This is a genomic window from Anaerosolibacter carboniphilus (genome assembly GCF_014205875.1).
Classification (GTDB): Bacteria; Bacillota; Clostridia; order Peptostreptococcales; family Thermotaleaceae; genus Anaerosolibacter; species Anaerosolibacter carboniphilus.
Window position 1 is genome coordinate 13,721 of sequence record NZ_JACHEN010000032.1, and the last position, 23,467, is coordinate 37,187.

Consider the following 23,467-nt stretch of genomic DNA (forward strand, 5'->3'; position numbering starts at 1 on the left):
ACCTACACTTTCTCTGACAACTTCTGTCCCATTAAACCAGTAGGCTTAATCAACAGAATGACAATCAAAAGTACAAAGGCAAAAGCATCTCGATACCCAGTGAGTTCAGGAAGCAAAGCCACCAGCATAATTTCTCCTAATCCTAAGATAAAGCCACCCAGCACAGCACCTCGTATATCTCCAATACCTCCTACTACAGCAGCAATAAAACATTTTAATCCTGGCATAAGTCCCATAAGAGGCTCAAGCTTTGGAAATTTTAGCCCCCACATGATGCCACCTACTGCGGCCAAAACAGAACCAATACCGAAGGTTAGAGATATAATTTTATCTACATCTATAGCCATCAATCTAGAGGCTTCGTAGTCCTTAGAAACAGCCCTCATGGCCATACCTGTTTTTGTGTTATTTATAAAATAAACCAGACCAATCAATAGTACGATGGTAATGGTAGGTATAAAAAAGTTAATACTAACCACAGACACACCACTGATGTTGAATACTTTATTGAACATCGGTGGAATAGGAAACGCTTTAGGTCTGCCACCGAAAACAACAATAGCCAAGTTCTCTATTAAAAAAGAAACCCCTATGGCAGAAATCAAAACAGAAATCCTTGGCGAATTTCTTAATGGCCGATACGCTGCTTTCTCTACCAACCTACCAAAGAAATATGTAAAAATAATTGCTACTGGAAAAGCGATCCACCATAGCTGCATGCCTAATAATATCACTGCATAAAAAGCCACATAGGTAGCGATCATAAAAATATCTCCATGGGCAAAATTTATTAACCTTAGAATCCCATAAACCATTGTATAGCCTATGGCAATCAGAGCATATAAACTTCCCAAAGACATACCATTGGTTAAATGCTGCATAAATGCTTGAAAAGTCATCTTCCTATCCCCCCATATTTTTTTATCTACCTTAAGCGTTTTCCCGTCATCCATCCTAACACTTAAAGATTATGCAATCATCCTATTCCATCGATTTATATATTGAAACAACGGGACTTCCATGATCATGGAAGTCCACTGGGCTACTCATTTATAAATGTTACATACTTAAAGCGGCCATTTTCAATTTTTTTAATGACAGCACTTTTTCTTGTATTTCCATCGGAATCCAAGGTAATACTGCCTGTAGCTCCTTTAAAATGAACTGTCTCTGCCAGTGCAGCCTTAATCTTTTCAGGATTCACTGAGTTTGCTCTTTCTATGGCATTGATTAACACCATATAGGCGTCAAATCCTAAGGCACCAAAGGCATTAGGAGCCTTACCATACTGTTTTTGATAGGCTTCTATAAATTGATTTGACATCTCTGTAATCGGTGTCTCAGCCGTAAAATGGGTGCTGAAGGTAGCGCCTTCAACTTCAGGTCCGCCTATTTCCATAAAGTTATAAGTCTCCCAAGTATCTCCCCCAATGATAGGTATTTTAATACCAAACTGCCTAGCTTGTTTGATGAACATGGCTGATTCCATATAGTTTCCCGGTACAAAAATCACGTCTGCTTCTACATCTTTAATGCTTTCTAACTGTTCTTCAAAATCACTTTCACCAGAAACGTAGGGTACTACCGAAATAATGCTTTTTTCATTTCCAGTCAATTCCTTAAATGATTCCATAAAATATTGGCTTAATCCCAAAGAGTATTCCTGGGTTGTATCCTGTACAATAATGGCTTTCTGTGCACCTAATTCCCTTGCAGCATAATTGGCCATGACCGTCCCCTGAAAAGGATCCATGAAGCACACACGAAAATAATAGGGATTGTTGTATGTCACTTGAGGATTTGTAGGTGAACATCCCACCGTAGGTATTTTCACCTTTTTAACAACTTCCCCCGCTGCGATGGACAATGAACTTCCATAGCTGCCAATGAGGGCGTTCACATTCTCCTCATGGACAAGCTTTGTTACAGCTTTGGCAGCCACTGACTTATCACTCTTATTATCTTCAATAACCAATTCAACCTTCTTTCCCAAAACCTCAGGATATAGCTGTTGAGCCAATTGAATACCTTCTAAGGTCATCTGTCCCCCTGAAGCAGCGCCTCCGGTAAGAGGTTCAAAAACACCTATTTTGATTACCTCAGAACGCTTTTTTTCTATATCTAAATCCTGTCCTAACCTTTCTTCCGTCGATCCAATAATACCTCTAACACCAAGGGATAATAGAATAATGCATATCAATAAAAATAAAGCCGTTCTTCCTTTCATAGGCTTTATGCATCCCCCTTAATTTACTCAATTTTTTTATTTTTCCTCCTTTTTAAAATTATTTGAACATATTAACTATATTTTAAGTTTTTGTAACATTTTTGTCAACATAATTCCCCTTCCATTCCTTTGCCAAATTTCTATTCATGCATCATATCAACAGTTTTTTTCCTTTATTATATTTTGCCTTGTGAACATACTGTTTTATAGAATAGAATATATATATCCTTTAATCTAAGGATGCCTTGTTTTTTGTCGGATTTGGTTATATTATATTGTAAAACTATTATTATTGGGGGTGTTTATTCATGAAAAGAGTTTTTTCCGGTGTTCAACCTACTGGAAATATACATATTGGTAATTATCTAGGGGCCATGAAACAATTTGTTGATTTGCAGGAAGAAATGGATTGCTTCTTTTGTGTGGTGGATCTTCATTCTGTTACCTTACCACAAGATCCTAAGAGCATTTATTCCCATACATTAGATGTGGCGTCCCTTTATTTGGCCATCGGTATTGATCCTAAAAAATCTACAATTTTTGTTCAATCCCATGTACCAGCCCATGCAGAACTTGGCTGGCTTCTACAATGCAATTCCTATATGGGAGAGCTCAATAGAATGACCCAATTCAAGGACAAGAGCAAAGGAAGTGAGTCCGTATCTGTAGGACTATTTACTTACCCAAATTTAATGGCTGCAGATATACTTCTATATGATACTCACATTGTTCCAGTAGGAAATGATCAAAAACAACACATTGAGCTATGCAGAGATATTGCCATTCGTTTCAATAATCGTTTTGGAGAAACCTTTGTGATACCTGAGCCTCAGATTAAAAAATCCGGTGCCAGAATCATGGCACTAGATGATCCAAGCAAAAAAATGAGTAAAAGTGCTGAAAATCCATTAAGCAGGATTACGCTGATGGATTCGCCAGAACAATTGAAGAAGGCTATCATGAAGGCAACTACCGACTCAGAAGGCCAGATACGATTTGATCTAGAAAACAAAGCAGGGGTTAGTAACCTTTTAACCATTTATAGTGAGTTTTCCGGCATGTCTATTTCCGAGTTGGAACAAAAATATGAAGGTCTTGGCTATGGCGCTCTAAAAAAAGACTTGGTAGAGGTCGTTACTGCCTCCCTTTCATCGATTCAGCAGCGTTATCATGAAATTCGAAATTCTGATGAAATCAGAAATATATTGAAAGAAGGTGCTGAAAAAGCAGAACAGGTGGCAAATATTACATTAAGACGGGTAAAGGAAAAAATGGGTTTTGTTCTGCTATAGATAAAAAAATAGCATGTTGCTTTAAGCAACATGCTATTTTTTTATCTATAAATTCAAAAAAGAAAAAACACTATAGAATCTGTAGTTTTTTCATATTTCTCTAACTCGCTTCAATTCTTTCCTAAACTTTTCGATAGCCTTTTTTTCCATCCTTGAAATGGTCATCTGAGACACACCAATTTCATCAGCCACCTGTATTTGAGTCTTATTATAAAAGAATCGATCCCTAATGATTTTTATTTCTACCTCATTTAGTTTATCCATACATTTCTGAATAAAATCCCTATTCTCAATGACATCAAAATGCTTATCGTCCTCTCCCACGAGATCCATAAGCTGTAAATCCTTATCATCCCCATTGCTGTCGTAACTTAAATCTAGAGATTTTGGCGTATAAACCTGACTGGCTTCCATAGCTTCTAATACCTGTTCTTCTGTGCACTCCAAATATTCAGCAATATCTTCAATCCTAGGAGTTCTTTGAAGGGTTTGATTTAATGCAATCCGCGCAGCATTTACCTTTTTAGATAATTCTTGGATTCTTCGTGGTACACGAATAGACCACCCTTTATCTCTAAAATATTTTTTTATCTCACCTATGATGGTAGGTGTAGCAAAACTTGAAAATTCGAATCCCCTACTTAAGTCAAATCTTTCTATAGCATAAATAAGACCTAGAGAAGCAACTTGAAAGATATCTTCATATTCTATTCCTTTATTTACATATTTTTTCGATAGAATTTCAGCAATATATAAATATCTATTTACAAGTTCATTTCTAATATCTTTATTTTTTGTCTCTGCATATTGTTTAAATAGTTCTTTTTCAGTAGCTTTTTTCGGGGAATCTGCACCTTCATTCATCGCAGCACAGGCAACATTTTTCATTAAATATCCTCCCCTAAATACTTAGTCATCTTAATGGTTGTCCCTTCTCCCACATCTGAGATTACATCTACTTCGTCCATCAGAGATTTGATGATAAAGATTCCTAACCCTCCTTCTTTTGGACTTGTTAGATCTGGCTCTTCCAGCTGATTACAGCTAAATCCACTGCCATGGTCAATAACATGGATACTAATCTTTTCCTGATCTAGAAGAAACTTAACATCAAAGTTTGCTTCTTCTTTACAAATACCATGTTTAATGGCGTTGGTACATGCCTCGGCTACGGCAACTTTAATGTCCTCTAACTCTTCTACATTGAAACCCATTCTGCTCGCTACTGCGGATGCTGTCAATCGCACGACACTTACATATTCTGGCTTGCTAGGTACAGATATGGACAAGCTATCAGTCATTTGATTTTCCACCTTCTCTATCATTATATTATTATTTATCACGGATCTATTCACCCTTCTATTCAATTACAAATATTTTATTAAGGCCAGTAATCGTTAACAGCTTGGATATATTTGATTTTGCATTGGAAATAATGATGTTTTTATTTTCCTGCTTCAGTCTCTTTAATGCACCAATGAGAACTCCCAAACCTGTACTATCTATATAATCTAACTCCAAACAGTTAATCTTTATGCTTGTATTATGTTCATTTAAAATTTGTACCAATGTTTCTTTTAATTTATTTGCTGTATATATATCTATTTCTCCAATGACATCTACAATCCATAAATCATCTTCTTGGTTTAAAATTGTATTAATATTAAGTGACACAAAACGACCCCCTTCATTTTTCTTTTAAATATTACCCGTAAAAATATAGATTAAACATTCAATTTAAAAATCCTCTTTCTTATTTATCTAAAAAAAAATACGCAAAAGCTCTCGTCTTTTGCGCAATCGTCAAATAAGGGGGGTTTTGGGGTTTTTGCTAGAAAATTATATACAGTTTTCCAGCAATTGCATAAGGATCGTTGAAATCTATTCCCTATATTCCTATATATACCCCCCTATGCTTTTTAAAACATCTTTTTATAGAAATTTTTTATTCTTCCTCTTCAGCGCCCTGAGCAACTTTTGCTATGGATACAATATTTGTATCTTGACCTACTCTCATGAGGGTAACTCCCTGGGTATTTCTTCCCATTCTTGAGATGTACCTTACCTCTAATCGAATGATGACACCGTCTGCACTGATCAACATCACATCATCCTCATCACTCACGACCTTAGCACCTACAATAAGTCCTGTCTTATCCTTTGTATTGTAGGTAATAATACCTTTTCCACCTCTGGATTGAATTCTATATTCTTCTAAATCCGTCCTCTTTCCAAAACCATATTCACTTACAACCAGTAAATCACTGCCTTCTGATACCAGTTCCATGGCTACGATATGATCTTCATCCGAGAGATTCATTCCTTTTACACCCATGGCTGATCTACCCATATCCCTCACATCGTTTTCATCAAAACGGATAGACATTCCCTCTCTAGTGACCATGATGATCTCTTGTTTACCATCAGTTAGCTTTACGCTAATTAACTCATCATCTTCCCTTAAGCTAATGGCAATCAAACCTGCTTTTCTAGATGTATCGAACTGAGATAATTCTGTTTTCTTAATGATTCCCAGTTTTGTAGCTAAAATGAGGAACTTATTGTTCTCAAATTCTTTGATAGGGATTACAGCTGTTATTTTTTCATTTGGCTGAAGCTGGAGCAGATTTACAATAGCGGTACCCTTCGCCTGTCTTTTTGCTTCTGGAATTTCATAGGCTTTTAATCGATAAGCTCTACCTAAACTTGTAAAGAACAATACATAATTATGGGTGGACGTGGTAAACAAGTGCTCCACAAAATCCTCTTCCCTAGTAGTGTGTCCTGTTACTCCTTTTCCGCCTCTTTTTTGAATCTTATAGGTGTTGGCTGGGAGTCTCTTGATATATCCAAAATGAGTCAATGTAATGGCTACTTCTTCTTCTTGGATTAAGTCTTCCATATCGATTTCATCGGCAGCTGCTGTAATGGCAGTTCTTCTCTCATCTCCATAAGCCTCTTTAACTTCAATCAATTCTTCCTTGATAATATTTAAAAGCAATCTTTCATTGGCAAGAATCTCTCTATATTGATTAATCATCATGATTAACTCTTCATATTCTGCGTCAATTTTTTCCCTCTCTAATCCAGTCAACCTTTGAAGACGCATATCTAAGATAGCTTGGGCTTGTTTTTCTGATAAAGAAAACTCATTCATCAGCCTTGTTTTTGCTTCCTGCGTATTGGCAGAGCTTCTGATTAGACTGATCACTGCATCAATATGATCCAAAGCAATTTTTAAACCTTCTAAGATATGGGCTCGATCTTCAGCTTTTGCCAGATCATATTGAGTTCTTCTGGTCACCACGTCTTTTTGATGCTCTAGATAGTGGTAAATCACCTCTTGTAGATTTAATATTTTAGGCTCTCCATTTACCAAAGCAATCATAATGATACTGAAGGTATCCTGCATTTGGGTATGCTTATACAGCTTATTGAGGACAACATTCGGATTAGCGTCACGCTTTAATTCTATGACAATTCGCATTCCTGTACGGTCGCTTTCGTCCCTTAAGTCGGAAATACCCTCTATTTTCTTATCCCTTACCAACTCCGCAATCTTTTCAATCAGCTTTGCTTTATTCACCTGATAAGGAATTTCACTGACAATGATTTGAGTTTTTCCCTTTGCCGTCTGCTCAATTTCTGCATTGGCACGAACGGTTACCCTACCTTGTCCTGTACGATAGGCTTCCTTGATGCTTTCATATCCCATGATCGTAGCTCCCGTTGGAAAATCTGGGCCTTTTACAATCTTAATCAAATCCTCAATATTTGTATCTTCATCATCAATCATTTTTACCGTAGCATCGATGACTTCATTTAAGTTATGGGGCGGAATGGATGTGGCCATCCCCACGGCAATACCATTGGATCCATTTACCAGAAGGTTTGGATACCTACTAGGCAATACGGCAGGTTCTTTCAATGTTTCATCGAAGTTTGGTACAAAATCTACGGTTTCCTTCCCAATATCCCGCAGCAATTCGATGGCAAGCTTAGACATCCTTGCCTCCGTATAACGCATGGCTGCTGCTCCATCTCCATCAACAGAACCAAAGTTTCCATGGCCATCTACCAACAGATATCTAGTGGAAAAGTCTTGGGCCATTCTAACCATCGCCTCATACACAGAGCTATCTCCGTGGGGATGATATTTACCCAACACGTCACCGACGATACGGGCAGATTTTCTATGGGGCTTATCGGGAGATAGACCCAACTCACTCATGGCATACAAAATCCTTCTATGCACAGGCTTTAAACCATCTCGCACATCAGGCAAGGCACGTCCTACGATAACACTCATGGCGTAGTCAATATAGGATTTTTTCATTTCCTCTTCTATATCAATTTGTAATAATTTACTAGTATCCTCTACCATTTCTGTTCCCCCTTACTACACATCAAGATTGCTTACATATTTTGCATTTTCTTCGATAAAATCGCGTCTAGGCTTTACCTTATCTCCCATAAGTGTAGTAAAAATTTCATCAGCAGCTACAGCATCATCAATATTTACTTGAATCAACGTTCTCTTTGTAGGATCCATGGTTGTATCCCATAACTGTTCTGGATTCATTTCGCCAAGACCCTTATATCTTTGTATACTAATACCGACTCTACCAATTTCATTCAATAATTGGTCTAATTCTTTATCAGAGTATACATAATACTCATCCTTTGCTTTTTTAATCTTATACAAAGGTGGTTGTGCAATATAGATATGCCCCAATTCAACCAACGGCTTCATATAGCGATAAAAGAATGTCAGTAATAATGTCCGAATATGGGCACCATCCACATCAGCATCGGTCATGATAACGATTTTATGATATCTTAATTTTTCAATATCAAAATCTGTATCAATACCGCAGCCAAAAGCCGTAATCATTGCTCGGATTTCATTATAATTCAATATTTTATCCAATCTCGCCTTTTCTACATTCAGAATTTTACCTCTTAACGGCAGAATGGCTTGGGTTCTACGATCTCTACCCTGCTTTGCTGAACCACCGGCAGAATCTCCCTCTACGAGAAATACCTCACTTAGTTTCGGATCCCTTTCAGAACAGTCAGCCAGTTTACCAGGCAATGCCATACTATCTAGAATTCCCTTCCTTCTTGTTAACTCCCTTGCTTTTCTCGCAGCCTCTCTCGCTCTGGCCGCTCGAAGAGATTTTTCTACGATAATTTTTGCTTCAGAGGGATTCTCTTCTAAAAATGCAGTGAAGGCCTCAGAAGATATGGTCTCTACAATTCCTCTCATTTCACTATTTCCAAGCTTCGTCTTTGTTTGTCCTTCAAACTGAGGCTCGGTTAATTTCACTGATATAATTGCAGTTAAACCTTCTCGGATGTCTTCTCCTGTAAGATTCTCTTCTTTTTCTTTTAATATATTATTTTTCCGCGCATAGTCATTTACAACCCTTGTCAGAGCAGTCTTAAATCCAATCAAGTGGGTACCACCCTCATGGGTATTGATGTTATTAGCGAAGGAGAATATATTTTCTGTGTAGGTATCGGTATATTGCATGGCAATCTCTGCATAGGAATTGTCTTTTGTTCCTTCAAAGTAAATAATCGTCTCATTTACAGCATCTTTGTTTTTATTTAAATGCTTTACGAATTCTTGGATTCCACCCTCATAATAGAAGGTAAGATCCTTTAGATTTTCAGGTCTTCTATCTATCAATCGAATTCGAATTCCCTTATTTAAGAAGGCCATTTCTCTCAATCGATGTTCTAATGTATCAAATTTATAGGCAACCTCTTCAAATATGAGATGATCCGCTAAAAAAGATGTTTTTGTACCCGTTTCATTACTTTCTCCAATGACTTCTAAGGTTGTCACTGTATTTCCTCTTTCATAGCGCTGCTTATAGATTTTTCCATCTCTTTTCACTTCTACTTCCATCCACTCAGACAATGCATTTACAACAGACGCACCTACGCCGTGAAGGCCTCCGGATACTTTATACCCGCCGCCGCCGAACTTACCACCGGCATGGAGCACGGTGTGGATTACTTCTACTGCTGGTTTTCCCATTTTCGGATGAATATCTACAGGCATACCTCTGCCATCATCCTGAACACTAATAATATTGTTTTCATGGATAATAACCTCTATATTTTTACAGTATCCTGCCAATGCTTCATCAATACTATTATCTACAATCTCATATACCAAGTGATGTAATCCTTTAGGCCCTGTAGATCCTATATACATGCCCGGTCTTTTTCTTACAGGCTCTAAACCTTCTAGCACTTGTATTTGTTCAGCGCTATATTCCTGTGTTATTTTTTCAACCATTTTTTTACCCCCTACAATCAAATGTGCCGTACACTATTTTTTATGCTTATGTTTATTTACAATCATCTTTTTCAGACTGCAAAAAGGCACACTGGGTGTGCTCATTTTTCAAATACCTACGGATGTCTATACTAAAGGTGGAGTTCCTCCATAAAATTTGTTCGTTTTTGAAGGGTTACGGAGGAGATAGGAGAGTAATAAATTATTGTTTTTATTTCCTTAGATGATTTTCCCGATTTTTTGATTCTTTTCTCCGTAATAATGCAAGACTTTGGTTCTTCCTCTGAGATTCTTACAATAAATCCTTCTTCTTCAGCAATTTTTAAAAATTCCTTGCTATCCTTTGATTTGGATATGGAAGTAATATCCACAATCGATATAATATCTTTTGTGGGAACAACCACATCTCCTCCCAGATGAAGAAACATACAAACGCCTCCTTCATAAAATATCCACACTATATTATAACCTTTTCAATTCAAGTATAAAAGATTTTTTACACATATGGGAAAAGAATAAGACTTTACTCCCTATTTTTCATTTACTTTTCAATTCGTTGATATCCTTTTCATCATTTTGCCGGACAGTAGCTTTCTCCACATAATAAATGTTTTTTGCTTCCAGATTTAATGTAGATAAGGCATTTAAATCCGTCGTAGTAATAAATGTTTGAATATCCCTTAAACTCTTTACGAGAAAAGCTTGTCTTTTTACATCTAGTTCGGACATCACATCATCTAAAAGTAAGATAGGATATTCTCCCGTTTCTGCTTTCATTAATTCAATCTCTGCCAATTTTAAGGCTAACGCAGAAGTTCTTTGCTGCCCTTGAGATCCAAAAATTCGGATATCAATACCATTCACATAGACGCCCAAATCATCTCTATGGGGACCTACGGTGGTAGTTCCTCTTTGTATATCTATATCCAGTACCTTCTTCAAATCCCTATGAAAATAATGTTGAATCCTTTCTTCATCGTGAACTTCTTTAATATTGCTCATATATTTTATTTCAAGATTTTCCTTATTATCTGTAATTTTACGATGAAGTAATCTGCTTAATGTATTTAAACGAAGAATAAACTTTATTCTTTCTTTCATAATACTGGTTCCCAATTCAACTAACTTTTCATCCCATATATCTAAAGTTGCCATATATTTTCGATCATGATGTATCTTCTTTAATAGATTATTTCTTTGTATCAATACACGATTATATTGTCCCAGTTGATGGTAATATCGGGGCTTCATGTTGGATATTTCTATATCCATGAATTTTCTTCTCTCTACAGGGCCTTCTTTCACTAACTTTAAATCTTCTGGTGAAAATACAATCACATGAACATTGCTCAGCAAATCAACATTTTTTGTTAAAGTTACCCCATTTACTTTCATCTGTTTTTTCTTATTTTCTTCTAACTTTATTTCAACAGAAACACTGGTATATTTTTTTTCTCCTTCCACATGAATATAGGATTTATCTTTATCCATCTTAATGATTTCTCTTTCTTTGCTGGTTCGGAAGGATTTTCCCGTTCCTGTCATATAAATAGCTTCTAAAATATTTGTTTTTCCCTGGGCGTTATCACCAATAAATACGTTCATCTTTGGATGAAGCTTTAAGTCCAATTGATGATAATTTCTAAAGTTAATTAACTTTAACTTCCTTAAATACACGCTGAGCACCCCTTGATCTCACAATATCTGATCATACCTAGAGATTTTTTCTAAAAATATTTTTATCTATTCTATCACTTTTACTTTATTTCCTTGAATTTCAACAACATCTCCGACCCTAATCTTTTTACCTCTCTGATATTCCTTTATTCCATTTAACTTTACCATACCATCTTGAATCATGAGCTTTGCATGGCCTCCTGACTGTACTAAGTCCGCCATTTTCAATAGTTGATCCAATTTAATGTATTCCTCTTGTATTTTGATTTCTTTATACATAGGAGACCTTCCTTTCTGCCATCATTTTATCTCTATCATGGGATATTTTACGCCCAATTATTCCAATGTATCTATTATATAGAACTATTTCTTATTTTGAAAGATAATTATATTTGACTTACTTTGACCTTTATTGTATACAATATTCTTATTTCTTACAAGTGTCAAATATTTCATTTTTCAAATCTTTCAAAAAAAGGAACCCATATTGAATGGGCTCCCGTGCTAACCTGCCAGTCTAACAGGCAATACCAAATAGGTATAGTTATTCGTATCCGTCGGCTTGATGATACATGGACTTACATTGGTCGTAAAGTCTAGGTATATCTCATCACTATCAAGTATTTTCAACGCATCTAGAAAATACTTGGAATTAAATCCGATATCGATATCCTCACCTTCCAGTTCAATACGTAAGTTCTCAAATACCCTACCAATTTCGGCATTGGAAGTAATAGTCATCATTTCATCCTTTACTGAGAATTTAATCAGATTGTTCTTACCTTCTCGAGCTAGAAGAGACGCCCTTTCAATACTATCCAATAGATCTCTGGTTTTCACTTTTACCCTTGATTTAAACTCCTTTGGGATAATCTGCTTATAATTTATAAATTCTCCCTCCAGCAATCTAGAAATAATCCGAACATTTGCCATTTGGAACAACACATGCTTATCCGTAAAGAATATCTCTACTTTAGAATTTTCCTCTTCTGATAAAATCCTATGAATTTCATTCAAAGTTTTTCCTGGAATAACAGCCTTATTATTAAAGTCTGTCTTTATATTTCCTTGTCTTAAGGACAATCTATATCCATCTAAAGCTACCATATTGATGATTCCCTCTTGTATCTCCATGAGAACACCAGTCAGAATAGGTCTTGTCTCATCTAATGCCGTTGCAAAAGCTGTTTGACGAATCATATTTTTTAATAAATCCTGAGGTATTTCGTAAATATTCTCTTCTTCAATGGCTGGTAGCTCTGGAAACTCTATGGATGGTTGTCCTATCAATGTGAATTCTGAGTTCTCACATCGAATCGTTATATTGTTTGTTTCATCCACTTCAACTTCCACGTCTGCATCAGGAAGCTTTCGAATAATATCGCCTAGGAGCCTTGATGAAATAACTATGGATCCTTCAGAGACGATGTTTGCTTCTATGTAGTGTTCTATGCCAACCTCTAGGTCTGTCCCAACTAATTTTAGTTTTTGTCCGCAGGTTTCAATCAATATTCCTTTTAGTATAGGTAATGTGGTTTTTGTTGAAACAGCTTTTTGAACGATATTGATACTAGCTGACAGGTTTTTTTGACTGCAAATAAATTTCATCTGTGGATAACCTCCTTATCTGAAAAAGGAATAAATAAATATAAATTTTTAGTAGTAATAGTAGTAGGGCTTGTGAATTTGTGGGTAAGTGCCTGTATTCCTTAAAAATCAATATTTAGAAGATGTTTAAAAAATGTGTATAAAGCCCCTTCACTTATCCACATATTCCAAAAATAAAATGTTCGTTAGCACTTATGCACAAATTATTAGAGCCTTAACCACAGCCTCTTGTGTATTATTTATTCTTTATATCCTTAATCATGTTTTCTATTTTCGATTTGAAATCTATATTATTATTGATATCTTGACTAATTTTTTCGTGGGCATGGATGACTGTTGTATGATCCCTTCCCCCAAATTCATCACCAATTTTTGGCAAAGATAAGTCTGTTAATTCACGGCATAGATACATAGCGATTTGTCTTGGATAAGAGATGGAACGAGTTCTTCTCTTTGAGTTAAAATCATCTAGTTTTAATCCACTGTGCTCTGCAACCACCTCTTTGATAAGCGCCACGGTGATTTGCTTTGGTCTTGTAGATGAAATGATATCCTTTAATGCTTCACTGGCTAGTTCAACAGTCACTTCTTTATTGGTGAGAGAAGAGTATGCTACAATGCGAATCAAAGCACCCTCAAGCTCACGAATATTGGCCTGAATTTTTTTAGCGATATAAAGCATAACCTCATTGGGTACGTCAATGTTTTCAACCTCTGCCTTTTTTCGTAAAATGGCTATTCTTGTCTCTAAATCAGGCGGTTGAATATCTGTAATCAAACCCCATTCAAAACGGGATCTTAGTCTATCTTCTAAGGTAGGTATTTCTTTTGGTGGACGATCACTGGAAATAATAATTTGCTTATTAGCCTCATGGAGGGCATTAAAGGTATGAAAAAATTCTTCTTGGGTTCTTTCCTTGCCTGCAATAAATTGAATATCATCGACCAAAAGCACATCTACATTTCTATATTTATTCCGAAATTCTACGTTTTTGTCATCACGAATAGAGTTGATAAGCTCATTGGTGAATTTTTCAGAGGAAACATATACAACCTTGGCATTGGGATTTTGACCTAGGATGTAGTGACCAATGGCATGCATCAAGTGGGTTTTTCCTAATCCCACACCCCCATAAATAAACAAAGGATTATATGCCTTTGCAGGGGATTCTGCTACGGCCAACGATGCAGCATGGGCGAAGCGGTTACTATTTCCAATAACAAAGGTATCAAATACATATTTAGGATTTAAGTTGAGGGTATCAAAGCTATCGGAAGAGCCATTATTTTGATGCTGTGGGGCTTGTTGGGTCGCCTTTATATATTTTTCGCTTCCTGGAACAATAAAGTCTAGACGATACTCATGGGAAGTAATCTGTTTAATGGCATTCATGATTAGATTCGCGTATCTTGCTTCCAAAATACCTTTAGAAAAATCATTGATGACACCAAGAACAATAGTATTTCCATGAATAGAAATAGGTTCTATGGGTTTTAGCCAAGTATTGTAGCTTACTTCTGTCAGCTCTGTTTTGATTAGATTTAGAGCTTTTTGCCATATATCTGGCAGATTAACACTCATATAGCGACCTCCTATCAGAATGAAATAAAAACAACCCCATAGATAAATAAAAAAATAATAGGAGTTGAAAATAGAGTATATCCACAAGATATCCACAAAAATTGTTGATAGTTATGATCTTTCGAAAATTTTTGTGAATAAATTTTATGAACTGGGAAATGATTAGATTTGTGGATAACATATGGTATAAAAAGATATTCATAAAACCCCTGAGGGCTTGTACACAAAATCAACAGCGGTATTTAGCAATCATACACATGAAAAAATGAGATATATTCAAGGAAAAGGGAGAAACATTCTCCACTTATACACAACTTTATCCACAGTCTGTGTATAAAGTTGAATTTGTGAATATATATTTCCACTTATCAACAGTTTGTCTTAATCATATCAAATTCAAAAAGGGATTTCAATCAAAAACACAAAAATTATCCACAGGAAAAAAATGTGGTGATATCTTTATCCACAAAAGGGTAGCAAAAATTACTTTCTTGACAGATTGTACGTACGAAGTTATAATTATTTAGTAAATGCTCATTTTAGGGATGATGTCCCTATCAATAAGATATAATATAGGTAGATTTTGAAGGGGGTGTTTTTCGTGAAGATGACATATCAGCCAAAGAAGAGACAAAGAAAGAAAGAACATGGTTTTAGAAAAAGAATGAAAACGAAGTCTGGTAGAAACGTTTTAAAAAGACGTAGACTAAAGGGCAGAAAAAGTCTGACTGCTTAAGGGCCGCATAAAGTGGCCTTTTTCTATAACCACAGATATAGTTGGAAAATTATGAAGTGCATAAAATTATGGAAGAGAATTTAAAAAAAATTCATATTACATAGGAAATATTGTGCATACTAAGGAATAAATGACATAATGAAAAGTGCATAAAGAGGAAGGCTTTCATTAAAAGGAAGGAAAAACCATGGAGCATACGTTGCGACTGAAAAAAAACATGGAATTTAAAAAAGTATATGATAAAGGAAATTCTATGGCAAATCGGCTATTGGTTCTTTTCATGATGAAAAATGGGGAGGATTTCAATCGTGTAGGTTTTTCGGTGAGCAAGAAGGTAGGAAAGAGTGTCGTAAGAAATCGTGTGAAGCGTTTGATGAAGGAAAGTTTTCGAGCAGTGGGGCCTACAACTGCGAAAGGATACGACTTAATATTTATTGCCAGGATCAATATAAAGGAAGCAACTTATGGCGATGTAGAAAAAGCCATGGTTCATTTACTAAGAAAATCAAAACTATTGAAATAGGTGAAATCATTGAAGGCGATATTGATATGGATGGTGAAGATATATAGAAAATATATTTCTCCCCTCAAGCAACCTTCCTGTAGATTTTATCCAACATGTTCTCAGTATGCATTGGATGCCCTAGAAAAGTATGGGGCGATAAAAGGGACGATCCTAAGCATAAAAAGGATATTTAAGTGTCATCCTTTCCACCCGGGAGGGTATGATCCTTTAAAGTAGAAATGATAGGGGGTAAAAGATTTGATCGCAAAACCATTAGGAATGCTCTTAAATTTCTTATATGGTCTTATTGGAAACTATGGAATTACGATTATCGCATTTACGGTGATCGTGAAGCTTATCCTGTTGCCATTAACACTACAGCAATTAAAGTCAACAAAGCAAATGTCCGAGTTACAACCTAAGCTAAAGGAATTGCAGGAAAAATATAAGAACGATAAAGAAAAATTAAATGCAAAAACAGTAGAATTATATCAGCAATATAAGATAAACCCTTTGGGTGGTTGTTTGCCTCTCTTGATTCAGATGCCAATTATTTTTGGTCTTTTTGCTGTGCTAAGGGAACCGATCAAATATATTAGTGATCCTAACTTTGTACAAGCTGTCAATGAAGCATTTCTATGGATTCCTAATTTGAGTAAACCAGATCCGATTATATTACCTGTTTTGGCAGGTATTACAACTTATTTCTCAATGAACTCTGCTAGTACAGGTGCTGCACAGAATCAAACAATGAAAACCATGAATATGGTATTCCCTGTGATGATTTTATGGTGGGGAAGAAGTTTCCCAGCAGGATTGACGTTGTATTGGGTAGTAAGTAATATATTCCAGATGGTACAACAGTATCTTTTACCTAAAGCCGGAACAGTGGGAACCCCTAAGGAGGAGTCGAATTAGTATGAGATTTACTGAAAAGACAGCAAAAACCGTAGAGGAAGCTGTAAAGATTGCCCTGGAGGAATTAAAAGTTGCACAGGATAAGGTAGAGATTGAGGTGCTAGAAGCACCAAGTAAGGGGATATTTGGTCTTATTGGGACCAAACAAGCAAGAGTTAAGGTTACCGTGATCGACAATCCACAGGAAGCCGCTGTAGAATTTCTAAAGGATGTTCTAAAGACCATGGGATTGGAAGCACAATACAAAACAAAGTTAAAAGGTGAGACTTTATATGTAGATGTATTCGGAAAAGACATGGGTATCTTGATTGGCCGTAGAGGACAGACTTTGGATTCCTTACAGTATCTCGTCAGTTTGGTTGTGAACAAGGATCGTGAAAATTATCTTAGGGTTGTTTTGGATACAGAGGATTATCGCAGAAAGAGAGAGCAAACCCTCATTCGATTGGCCAATAGATTGGCGCAAAAAGTTAGGACCTCTCGAAAAGACATTGTTTTGGAACCAATGAACCCATACGAGAGAAGGATTATTCACTCTGCTTTACAAAACCATCCCCATGTTGAAACAAGAAGTCATGGTGAGGAGCCTTATCGTAAGGTAATTATTACGGTAAAGTAACAGGGATTGGTCCTAGTTGTTTATGAAAAACAGGTAGAACGATGATACTACAAAACCCAGTAAGTATACTGGGTTTTGTTAATGTTATGGAAAATAAAGTGATGCAATCGACTTTGTTCTTTATATCTGTAATGGTTTGGCAGATTATTGGTATAATATATAGTATTGAACAGTGCTGATGATATAGGATATAATTTTCTTCAGATAAAATGAGGTGATAAGATGATCGATGATACAATTGCAGCCATTGCTACGGCTCCAGGAGAAGCAGGAATTGGTATCGTTCGCTTAAGTGGACCTATGGCAGTAGAAATTTTAGATCAAGTGTTTGTTCCCAGTAGGGGAAAGAGTATAAAGGATTTTCCCAACAGGAGATTAACCCATGGATATATTGTTCATCCCCAAACCCAGGACAAGGTAGATGAAGCATTGGTTGTTTATATGAAGGGGCCTCATACCTACACAGCTGAGGATGTGGCGGAAATTGATTGTCATGGTGGTATTGTTCCTGTACGAAAAATTTTGAGCTTGGTTTTATCCATGGGGGCAAGAATGGCGGAGCCCGGAGAATTCACCAAAAGGGCTTTTCTAAATGGAAGGATTGATTTGGCTCAAGCAGAGGCAGTGATGGATGTCATCAGTGCCAAAACGGAGAAGGGCTTCGATATTGCCTTAGGTCAGCTGGAAGGTTCTTTGTCAAAGGAAGTAGGTAAGATCCGTAATAATATTTTAGAAATGATTGCCCATATTACTGTAAATATTGATTTTCCAGATGAAGATATTGAGGAAATTACATATCAAGGTTTGGAAAAACAAGCTAAAGAAATTGTAGATACTGTTGCTGCCCTTCTTTCTACAGCCCATACAGGAAAGATTATTCGGGAAGGCTTAAAAACCGTTATTATCGGAAAGCCCAATGTAGGCAAGTCTTCTTTGATGAATGCCTTGCTTAAGGAATCGAGAGCCATCGTGACAGAGGTTCCTGGGACGACCAGGGATGTGATTGAAGAATATGTAAGCATTCAAGGTATTCCTTTGAAGATCGTTGATACTGCAGGTATTCGTGAAACGGAAGACATTGTGGAGAAGATAGGTGTAGAAAGAAGCAAGGAGTTTTTTAATAAGGCAGATTTAGTCATATTCGTTTTGAATGCAGCAGAGTCTTTGACAGAAGAAGATCAGCAGATTATACAATTGGTCAATGAAAGGGATGCAATTATCCTATTGAATAAGACTGATCTTCCCATGGTCGTGGATGAGGCAGGATTGCAGGAGATGCTGCCTGGTAAAAAAGTCATCAGAATTTCTGTGACAGAGGAGATTGGGTTAAAGGAATTAGAGGATACCATTGTCCAGATGGTCTACGGAGGGCAAGTAAAACATAAGGATCTTTCCTTAGTTACCAATGTCCGACATCAAAATGCCTTAGAAAGAGCTAAGAAAAGTATGGAGGATGCTGTGGGGGCTATTCAAAGCAATATGCCTTTGGATTTCGTCGAGGTAGACGTTCGAAACTGCTGGGAATACCTAGGTGAGATCACTGGAGATACAGTGGGAGAAGATATCATAGATCGGATATTTGCTAATTTCTGTTTGGGGAAATAAGGAGTTAGTGGTTAGATGTTAGTTGGTAGTGGCAAAACCAAGAGATGAAAAGAATAAGCCACTAACTACTATCCACTAACTTCTAACGTTAACAAAGGAGGAAGAATAGATGCTGGATCGATTTGTAGCTGGTACCTATGATGTGGTTGTAATTGGTGCTGGACACTCTGGCTGTGAAGCGGCTTTAGCTGCTGCTAGAATGAATTGTAAGACATTGATTTTGAGTATAAATTTGGAATCTGTTGCCATGATGCCTTGTAATCCTGCTATCGGTGGAACTGGTAAGGGACATCTGGTGAAGGAAATTGATGCATTGGGTGGAGAAATGGCGTTAAATATTGACAAGTCCTTTATTCAAAGCCGTATGCTCAATACAGCTAAAGGTCCTGCGGTCCATTCATCAAGGGCTCAGGCGGATAAGGTATTGTATCATGTTGCAATGAAAAAGGTCTTGGAAAACCAAGAAAATCTCGACCTGAAGCAAGGAGAGGTGATTGAAATCCTTGTGGAAAATAAGCGGGTTCAAGGGGTTGTCTTGAGAACAGGTGCCATTTATCATTGTCAGGCAGTGATTATGGCTACAGGTACCTACCTTGGTGGAAAGATATTTATCGGCGGTGTTAACTATGAAAGTGGCCCCAACGGTTTGGCATCATCAAAGGAGCTTACAAAAAATCTTAAGGAACTCGGATTGAAAATGCGTCGTTTTAAGACGGGAACACCTGCACGGGTCGATGAAAAAACATTAAATTTTTCTAGAATGGAGATTCAGCCAGGGGATCAAGAAATTGTGCCCTTCTCTTTTATGAATGATTCACTGGAAAAAGAGCAGGTACCTTGTTGGCTTACCTACACCAATAAAGAAACCCATCAAGTGATTATGGATAACTTGCATCGGTCAGCCATGTATAGCGGTGAAATTGAGGGTACGGGTCCTAGATACTGCCCGTCCATCGAAGATAAGGTCGTGCGTTTTGCCGATAAGGAAAGACATCAGCTGTTTATTGAGCCTGAGGGCCTAGACACCCATGAGATGTATGTTCAAGGGATGTCTACCAGTTTGCCTGAGGATGTACAGCTTAAGTTTCTGAAGACGATCCCTGGGCTAGAAAAGGTGAAAATTATGAGGCCGGCCTATGCCATAGAATATGATTGTATAGATCCTCAGCAATTAAAGCTGACCTTGGAGTGCAAGGATATAGATTTGCTGTATTCTTCAGGACAGTTTAATGGAACATCAGGTTATGAGGAAGCCGCAGCCCAAGGGCTGATTGCAGGAATTAATGCTGCCTTGAAGATTCAAGGAAAAGATCCTTTTATACTAGATCGATCGGAGGCCTACATTGGTGTATTGATTGATGACTTGGTCACCAAGGGAACCAATGAACCTTATCGTATGATGACCTCAAGGGCAGAGTATCGCCTGGTATTAAGACAAGACAATGCGGATCTAAGACTGACAGGGAAAGGATATCAAATCGGCTTGGCAAAAGAGGATCGTTATGAACGGTTCTTAAGAAAAAAACAGCAGATTACTTCAGAAATTGAACGATTGAAAAATACGACGATTACTCCAGCTACAGGAAATGAATTTCTACATAAAATGAATAGTGCCGAGATTCGTAGTGGGATTTCTCTCCATGATTTGTTGAAGAGGCCTGAATTGACCTATGGAAATATCCTGGAATTGGATAAGGAAAGACAGACACTGCCCAAAGATGTCATCATGCAGTGCGAGGTTCAAATCAAATATGAAGGTTATATAGATAAGCAATTGAAGCAAATCGAGCAGTTTAAAAAGCTAGAGACTAAAAAGCTACATGCGGAAATTGACTATACTGTCATAGAAGGTCTGAGGCTAGAAGCTAGACAGAAGCTCAATGCTGTAAAACCTCTTTCAGTGGGACAGGCTTCAAGAATTTCAGGTGTTTCTCCCGCCGATATATCTGTTTTATTGGTTTACTTGGAGCAACAGCGTAGGAAGAGAAGTGAAGAGAATGAATAATTTGAAGATCCTAACAGAAGGCGCTGCGAAACTGGGGTTGACTTTGTCAGAATATCAGGTAAACCAGCTAGTGAAATATAAAGATTTGCTCTTGGAATGGAATGAAAAAATGAACTTGACTGCTATCACTGATGAAAAGGAAGTGATGATCAAGCATTTTCTCGATGCCCTATCTTGTGCAACGGTAAGTCAGATTAATGAAAATGCAAAAATTATTGATGTAGGAACGGGAGCTGGTTTCCCAGGAATTCCTTTAAAGATATATTTTCCAAACGTAACCTTGACTCTTTTAGATTCCTTAAACAAACGAATTAATTTTCTGAAGACCGTATGTGAGTCTATAGGGTTAAAGAATATTCAGTTTGTCCATGGTCGTGCTGAGGATTTTGGCATTAACAAACAACATCGGGAGCAATATGATATTGCTGTGGCAAGGGCTGTGGCAGAACTAAATGTATTGAGCGAGTATTGTTTGCCCTTCGTAAGGGTGGGGGGATATTTTGTATGTCAGAAAGGTCCTAGTATCCATGAGGAAATAGAGCGGGGAAAAAAGGCAATAGAAGCCCTTGGCGGAAGAATCGTGGATCGTAAGGATGTTGTGCTACCTTTTAGTGAGATTACTCATAATATTGTCATTATAGAGAAGGTAAAAAACACACCGACAAAATTCCCGAGAAAAGCTGGAACACCGTCGAAAAACCCTTTAATTTAGTCGTTTTCTAGTAATTTTTGTTGAGCGAAAAACAGATTATTTTTCTCTGAAAAGGAAGGAAGTAAGGTGTTTTTGACGAATTATTTAATATGTCAGAAATTATGGACTTCAATTTCTTATATATGGGGTGTGCAGAGGGGATTCTCCTTTGCCGTTTTCATGAAGGTACTCAGGCTGCTTAGCAGCCGTCAAAGGAGACCTAGGGTTTCCTAGCGAAAACAAATTGCCGATAGGCAACTTTGTTCTAAGTGTATAAATGAGGAGCTTTTGTATGAGGGGAAGATGGAATATGGTGTTAGAACAAAATACAACAGTGTTACAAGTTCCAATAGACCTAATAAGGCCAAATCCGTATCAGCCTAGAAAAGTTTTTACGAAGGCTAGCCTGGAAGAACTGAGTGAGTCTATTAAAGCCTATGGTGTCTTGCAGCCTATTAGTGTGAGAAGAATGGGGCCAGATCATTATGAGTTGGTTGCTGGGGAGCGAAGACTGAGAGCAGCAAAGCTTGCCCAACTTGAGAGAATTCCTGTGATTGTGTCCGAGATGACGGATCAGGACTCTGCTGTATTGGCTTTGATTGAAAACTTGCAACGAGAGGATTTGAATTTTATCGAAGAAGCCGAAGGATATAACCATCTGATCCTAGATCATCATTTCACCCAACAGGATATTGCTGAAAAGGTAGGCAAGAATCAATCTACGATTGCCAATAAGCTTCGTATCTTAAAGCTATCCAAAACGGTGAAAGAAAAACTGATGGAATTTGGTTTGACGGAGCGACATGCCAGAGCTTTGTTAAAGCTGCCAGATGAAAAGCTGCAATTGAAGGTTTTGGAAGAAGTTTCAAAGAAGGATTTGACAGTAAAGAAAACGGAAAAAATGATTGCTGATATTTTAGAAGAGCTATCTAAGCCAAAGGAACCTGAGAAACGGCAGAACATCAAAAGTGCTTTTAATTTTAAGATATATCTTAATACTTTAAAAAATGCCTTTAATGCTATTAAGCAAACTGGATTAGATGCAGAGTATAAGCAGCTAGATAAGGGAGACCATATCGAAGTAGTTGTAAAGATTCCCAAAGCTCGATAAATAAATATATAAAGATTAGGCTATAGATTTTCATCTATAGCCTTTTTCTATTCATTGTAAAATTTAGAAAGATTGAGTTTTATAGAAAAAACGACCTTCATAAATCGAATTTAAAAGGAGAAAGAGTGGTCCATAAGGGTAGTGATCCAAAACGTGGTCAAAACGCCTTAAAAACGATTTTAAAAGAAAACTTTACTGTAGTAAAGTGTCATATTTTTCCCCATAGGGTAAGCATGCCAATAACAATAAAAGCTACCCCAGCACTTAACTGTAAGTAATGAGGTGGAATGTATTTTGTAATATATGTCCCTGCGAATACACCGATTAACGCACTCAATACCAAAGCTGAAGCAGCACCGATAAAGACACCTAAAACGGATTTGGACTGGGTAGCCAAAAGCATGGTTTGGAGTTGTGTTTTATCTCCCAATTCGGCTATGAACACCATCCAAAAAGCACTCACTATGATTTTCCACATCTATAGATCCCCCTTATAAATTGGTACAAATAATTCTATGATTTCTAATTTACTATCTCTAATTAGTAAAGATAATTTTTCGGTTGGTCCCCATACCTTT

The 23,467-nt window shown here is 37.0% G+C and carries 23 protein-coding genes; 10 read left to right on the forward strand and 13 right to left on the reverse strand.

Annotated elements, in window-relative coordinates:
* Positions 1 to 2: 2 nt before the first annotated feature.
* Together HNQ80_RS20415 and HNQ80_RS20420 are read right to left on the reverse strand one after the other, a co-directional pair.
* Complete coding sequence (locus tag HNQ80_RS20415; protein WP_184312545.1) at positions 3 to 899, reverse strand: branched-chain amino acid ABC transporter permease; 897 nt, start codon at positions 897 to 899, stop codon at positions 3 to 5.
* 143 nt (positions 900 to 1,042) lie between these two features.
* Complete coding sequence (locus tag HNQ80_RS20420) at positions 1,043 to 2,227, reverse strand: ABC transporter substrate-binding protein (RefSeq protein WP_184312546.1); 1,185 nt, start codon at positions 2,225 to 2,227, stop codon at positions 1,043 to 1,045.
* Between the two features lie 308 nt (positions 2,228 to 2,535).
* Between HNQ80_RS20420 and trpS the strand changes: the two genes are divergently transcribed.
* Complete coding sequence (gene trpS, locus HNQ80_RS20425) at positions 2,536 to 3,519, forward strand: tryptophan--tRNA ligase (protein ID WP_184312547.1); 984 nt, start codon at positions 2,536 to 2,538, stop codon at positions 3,517 to 3,519.
* 90 nt (positions 3,520 to 3,609) lie between these two features.
* Here the strand turns inward: trpS and HNQ80_RS20430 are convergent, their stop codons facing one another.
* The 10 genes from HNQ80_RS20430 to dnaA form a co-directional block, all read right to left on the reverse strand.
* Positions 3,610 to 4,407 (reverse strand): SigB/SigF/SigG family RNA polymerase sigma factor, encoded by a 798-nt coding sequence (locus HNQ80_RS20430; RefSeq protein ID WP_184312548.1) that lies wholly within the window; start codon positions 4,405 to 4,407, stop codon positions 3,610 to 3,612.
* Positions 4,407 to 4,820 carry an ATP-binding protein gene (locus HNQ80_RS20435; protein ID WP_184312549.1) on the reverse strand — a complete coding sequence of 138 codons (414 nt, stop codon included), beginning with the start codon at positions 4,818 to 4,820 and terminating at the stop codon, positions 4,407 to 4,409. Before HNQ80_RS20435 ends, HNQ80_RS20430 begins: the two co-directional genes overlap by 1 nt.
* A 58-nt stretch (positions 4,821 to 4,878) precedes the next feature.
* Complete coding sequence (locus HNQ80_RS20440) at positions 4,879 to 5,193, reverse strand: STAS domain-containing protein (protein ID WP_184312550.1); 315 nt, start codon at positions 5,191 to 5,193, stop codon at positions 4,879 to 4,881.
* Between the two features lie 271 nt (positions 5,194 to 5,464).
* Positions 5,465 to 7,903: a DNA gyrase subunit A gene (gene gyrA, locus HNQ80_RS20445; protein ID WP_184312551.1), complete on the reverse strand. Its 2,439-nt coding sequence runs from the start codon at positions 7,901 to 7,903 to the stop codon at positions 5,465 to 5,467.
* A gap of 15 nt (positions 7,904 to 7,918) precedes the next feature.
* On the reverse strand, positions 7,919 to 9,832 hold the full coding sequence (gene gyrB, locus HNQ80_RS20450) for a DNA topoisomerase (ATP-hydrolyzing) subunit B (protein WP_184312552.1): 1,914 nt from the start codon (positions 9,830 to 9,832) through the stop codon (positions 7,919 to 7,921).
* Between the two features lie 131 nt (positions 9,833 to 9,963).
* Entirely contained in the window at positions 9,964 to 10,260 is a 297-nt protein-coding gene (remB, locus tag HNQ80_RS20455; RefSeq protein WP_184312553.1) for an extracellular matrix regulator RemB, read from the reverse strand.
* Between the two features lie 109 nt (positions 10,261 to 10,369).
* Positions 10,370 to 11,509 (reverse strand): DNA replication/repair protein RecF, encoded by a 1,140-nt coding sequence (gene recF, locus HNQ80_RS20460; RefSeq protein WP_184312554.1) that lies wholly within the window; start codon positions 11,507 to 11,509, stop codon positions 10,370 to 10,372.
* A gap of 66 nt (positions 11,510 to 11,575) precedes the next feature.
* Complete coding sequence (gene yaaA, locus HNQ80_RS20465) at positions 11,576 to 11,788, reverse strand: S4 domain-containing protein YaaA (RefSeq protein WP_184312555.1); 213 nt, start codon at positions 11,786 to 11,788, stop codon at positions 11,576 to 11,578.
* A gap of 225 nt (positions 11,789 to 12,013) precedes the next feature.
* Positions 12,014 to 13,117: a DNA polymerase III subunit beta gene (dnaN, locus tag HNQ80_RS20470; protein WP_184312556.1), complete on the reverse strand. Its 1,104-nt coding sequence runs from the start codon at positions 13,115 to 13,117 to the stop codon at positions 12,014 to 12,016.
* 235 nt (positions 13,118 to 13,352) lie between these two features.
* Positions 13,353 to 14,699 carry a chromosomal replication initiator protein DnaA gene (gene dnaA, locus HNQ80_RS20475; RefSeq protein WP_184312557.1) on the reverse strand — a complete coding sequence of 449 codons (1,347 nt, stop codon included), beginning with the start codon at positions 14,697 to 14,699 and terminating at the stop codon, positions 13,353 to 13,355.
* 601 nt (positions 14,700 to 15,300) lie between these two features.
* Between dnaA and rpmH the strand changes: the two genes are divergently transcribed.
* The 9 genes from rpmH (at position 15,301) to noc (ending at position 22,889) form a co-directional block, all read left to right on the forward strand.
* Positions 15,301 to 15,435 carry a 50S ribosomal protein L34 gene (gene rpmH / locus HNQ80_RS20480; RefSeq protein ID WP_184312558.1) on the forward strand — a complete coding sequence of 45 codons (135 nt, stop codon included), beginning with the start codon at positions 15,301 to 15,303 and terminating at the stop codon, positions 15,433 to 15,435.
* Positions 15,436 to 15,622: 187 nt separating this feature from the next.
* The gene (gene rnpA, locus HNQ80_RS20485) at positions 15,623 to 15,958 is read left to right on the forward strand and encodes a ribonuclease P protein component (RefSeq protein ID WP_184312559.1); all 336 of its coding nucleotides are present in this window, start codon (positions 15,623 to 15,625) and stop codon (positions 15,956 to 15,958) included.
* Positions 15,959 to 15,967: 9 nt separating this feature from the next.
* Entirely contained in the window at positions 15,968 to 16,177 is a 210-nt protein-coding gene (yidD, locus tag HNQ80_RS20490) for a membrane protein insertion efficiency factor YidD (protein ID WP_184312560.1), read from the forward strand.
* 21 nt (positions 16,178 to 16,198) lie between these two features.
* Positions 16,199 to 16,858 carry a YidC/Oxa1 family membrane protein insertase gene (locus tag HNQ80_RS20495; protein ID WP_243183457.1) on the forward strand — a complete coding sequence of 220 codons (660 nt, stop codon included), beginning with the start codon at positions 16,199 to 16,201 and terminating at the stop codon, positions 16,856 to 16,858.
* Between the two features lies 1 nt (position 16,859).
* Complete coding sequence (gene jag / locus HNQ80_RS20500) at positions 16,860 to 17,477, forward strand: RNA-binding cell elongation regulator Jag/EloR (protein WP_184312561.1); 618 nt, start codon at positions 16,860 to 16,862, stop codon at positions 17,475 to 17,477.
* 222 nt (positions 17,478 to 17,699) lie between these two features.
* A complete protein-coding gene (gene mnmE / locus HNQ80_RS20505; protein WP_184312562.1) occupies positions 17,700 to 19,082 on the forward strand; it encodes a tRNA uridine-5-carboxymethylaminomethyl(34) synthesis GTPase MnmE in 1,383 nt (460 codons plus the stop codon).
* Between the two features lie 109 nt (positions 19,083 to 19,191).
* A complete protein-coding gene (gene mnmG / locus HNQ80_RS20510) occupies positions 19,192 to 21,087 on the forward strand; it encodes a tRNA uridine-5-carboxymethylaminomethyl(34) synthesis enzyme MnmG (protein ID WP_184312563.1) in 1,896 nt (631 codons plus the stop codon).
* Positions 21,080 to 21,799, forward strand: coding sequence for a 16S rRNA (guanine(527)-N(7))-methyltransferase RsmG (gene rsmG, locus HNQ80_RS20515; protein WP_184312564.1), 720 nt, complete (start codon positions 21,080 to 21,082; stop codon positions 21,797 to 21,799). Before mnmG ends, rsmG begins: the two co-directional genes overlap by 8 nt.
* 271 nt (positions 21,800 to 22,070) lie before the next feature.
* Positions 22,071 to 22,889, forward strand: coding sequence for a nucleoid occlusion protein (noc, locus tag HNQ80_RS20520; RefSeq protein ID WP_243183459.1), 819 nt, complete (start codon positions 22,071 to 22,073; stop codon positions 22,887 to 22,889).
* A gap of 208 nt (positions 22,890 to 23,097) precedes the next feature.
* On the opposite strand, the gene HNQ80_RS20525 is transcribed toward noc, so the two are convergent.
* A complete protein-coding gene (locus HNQ80_RS20525) occupies positions 23,098 to 23,367 on the reverse strand; it encodes a TMEM165/GDT1 family protein (protein ID WP_184312565.1) in 270 nt (89 codons plus the stop codon).
* Positions 23,368 to 23,467 lie beyond the last annotated feature (100 nt).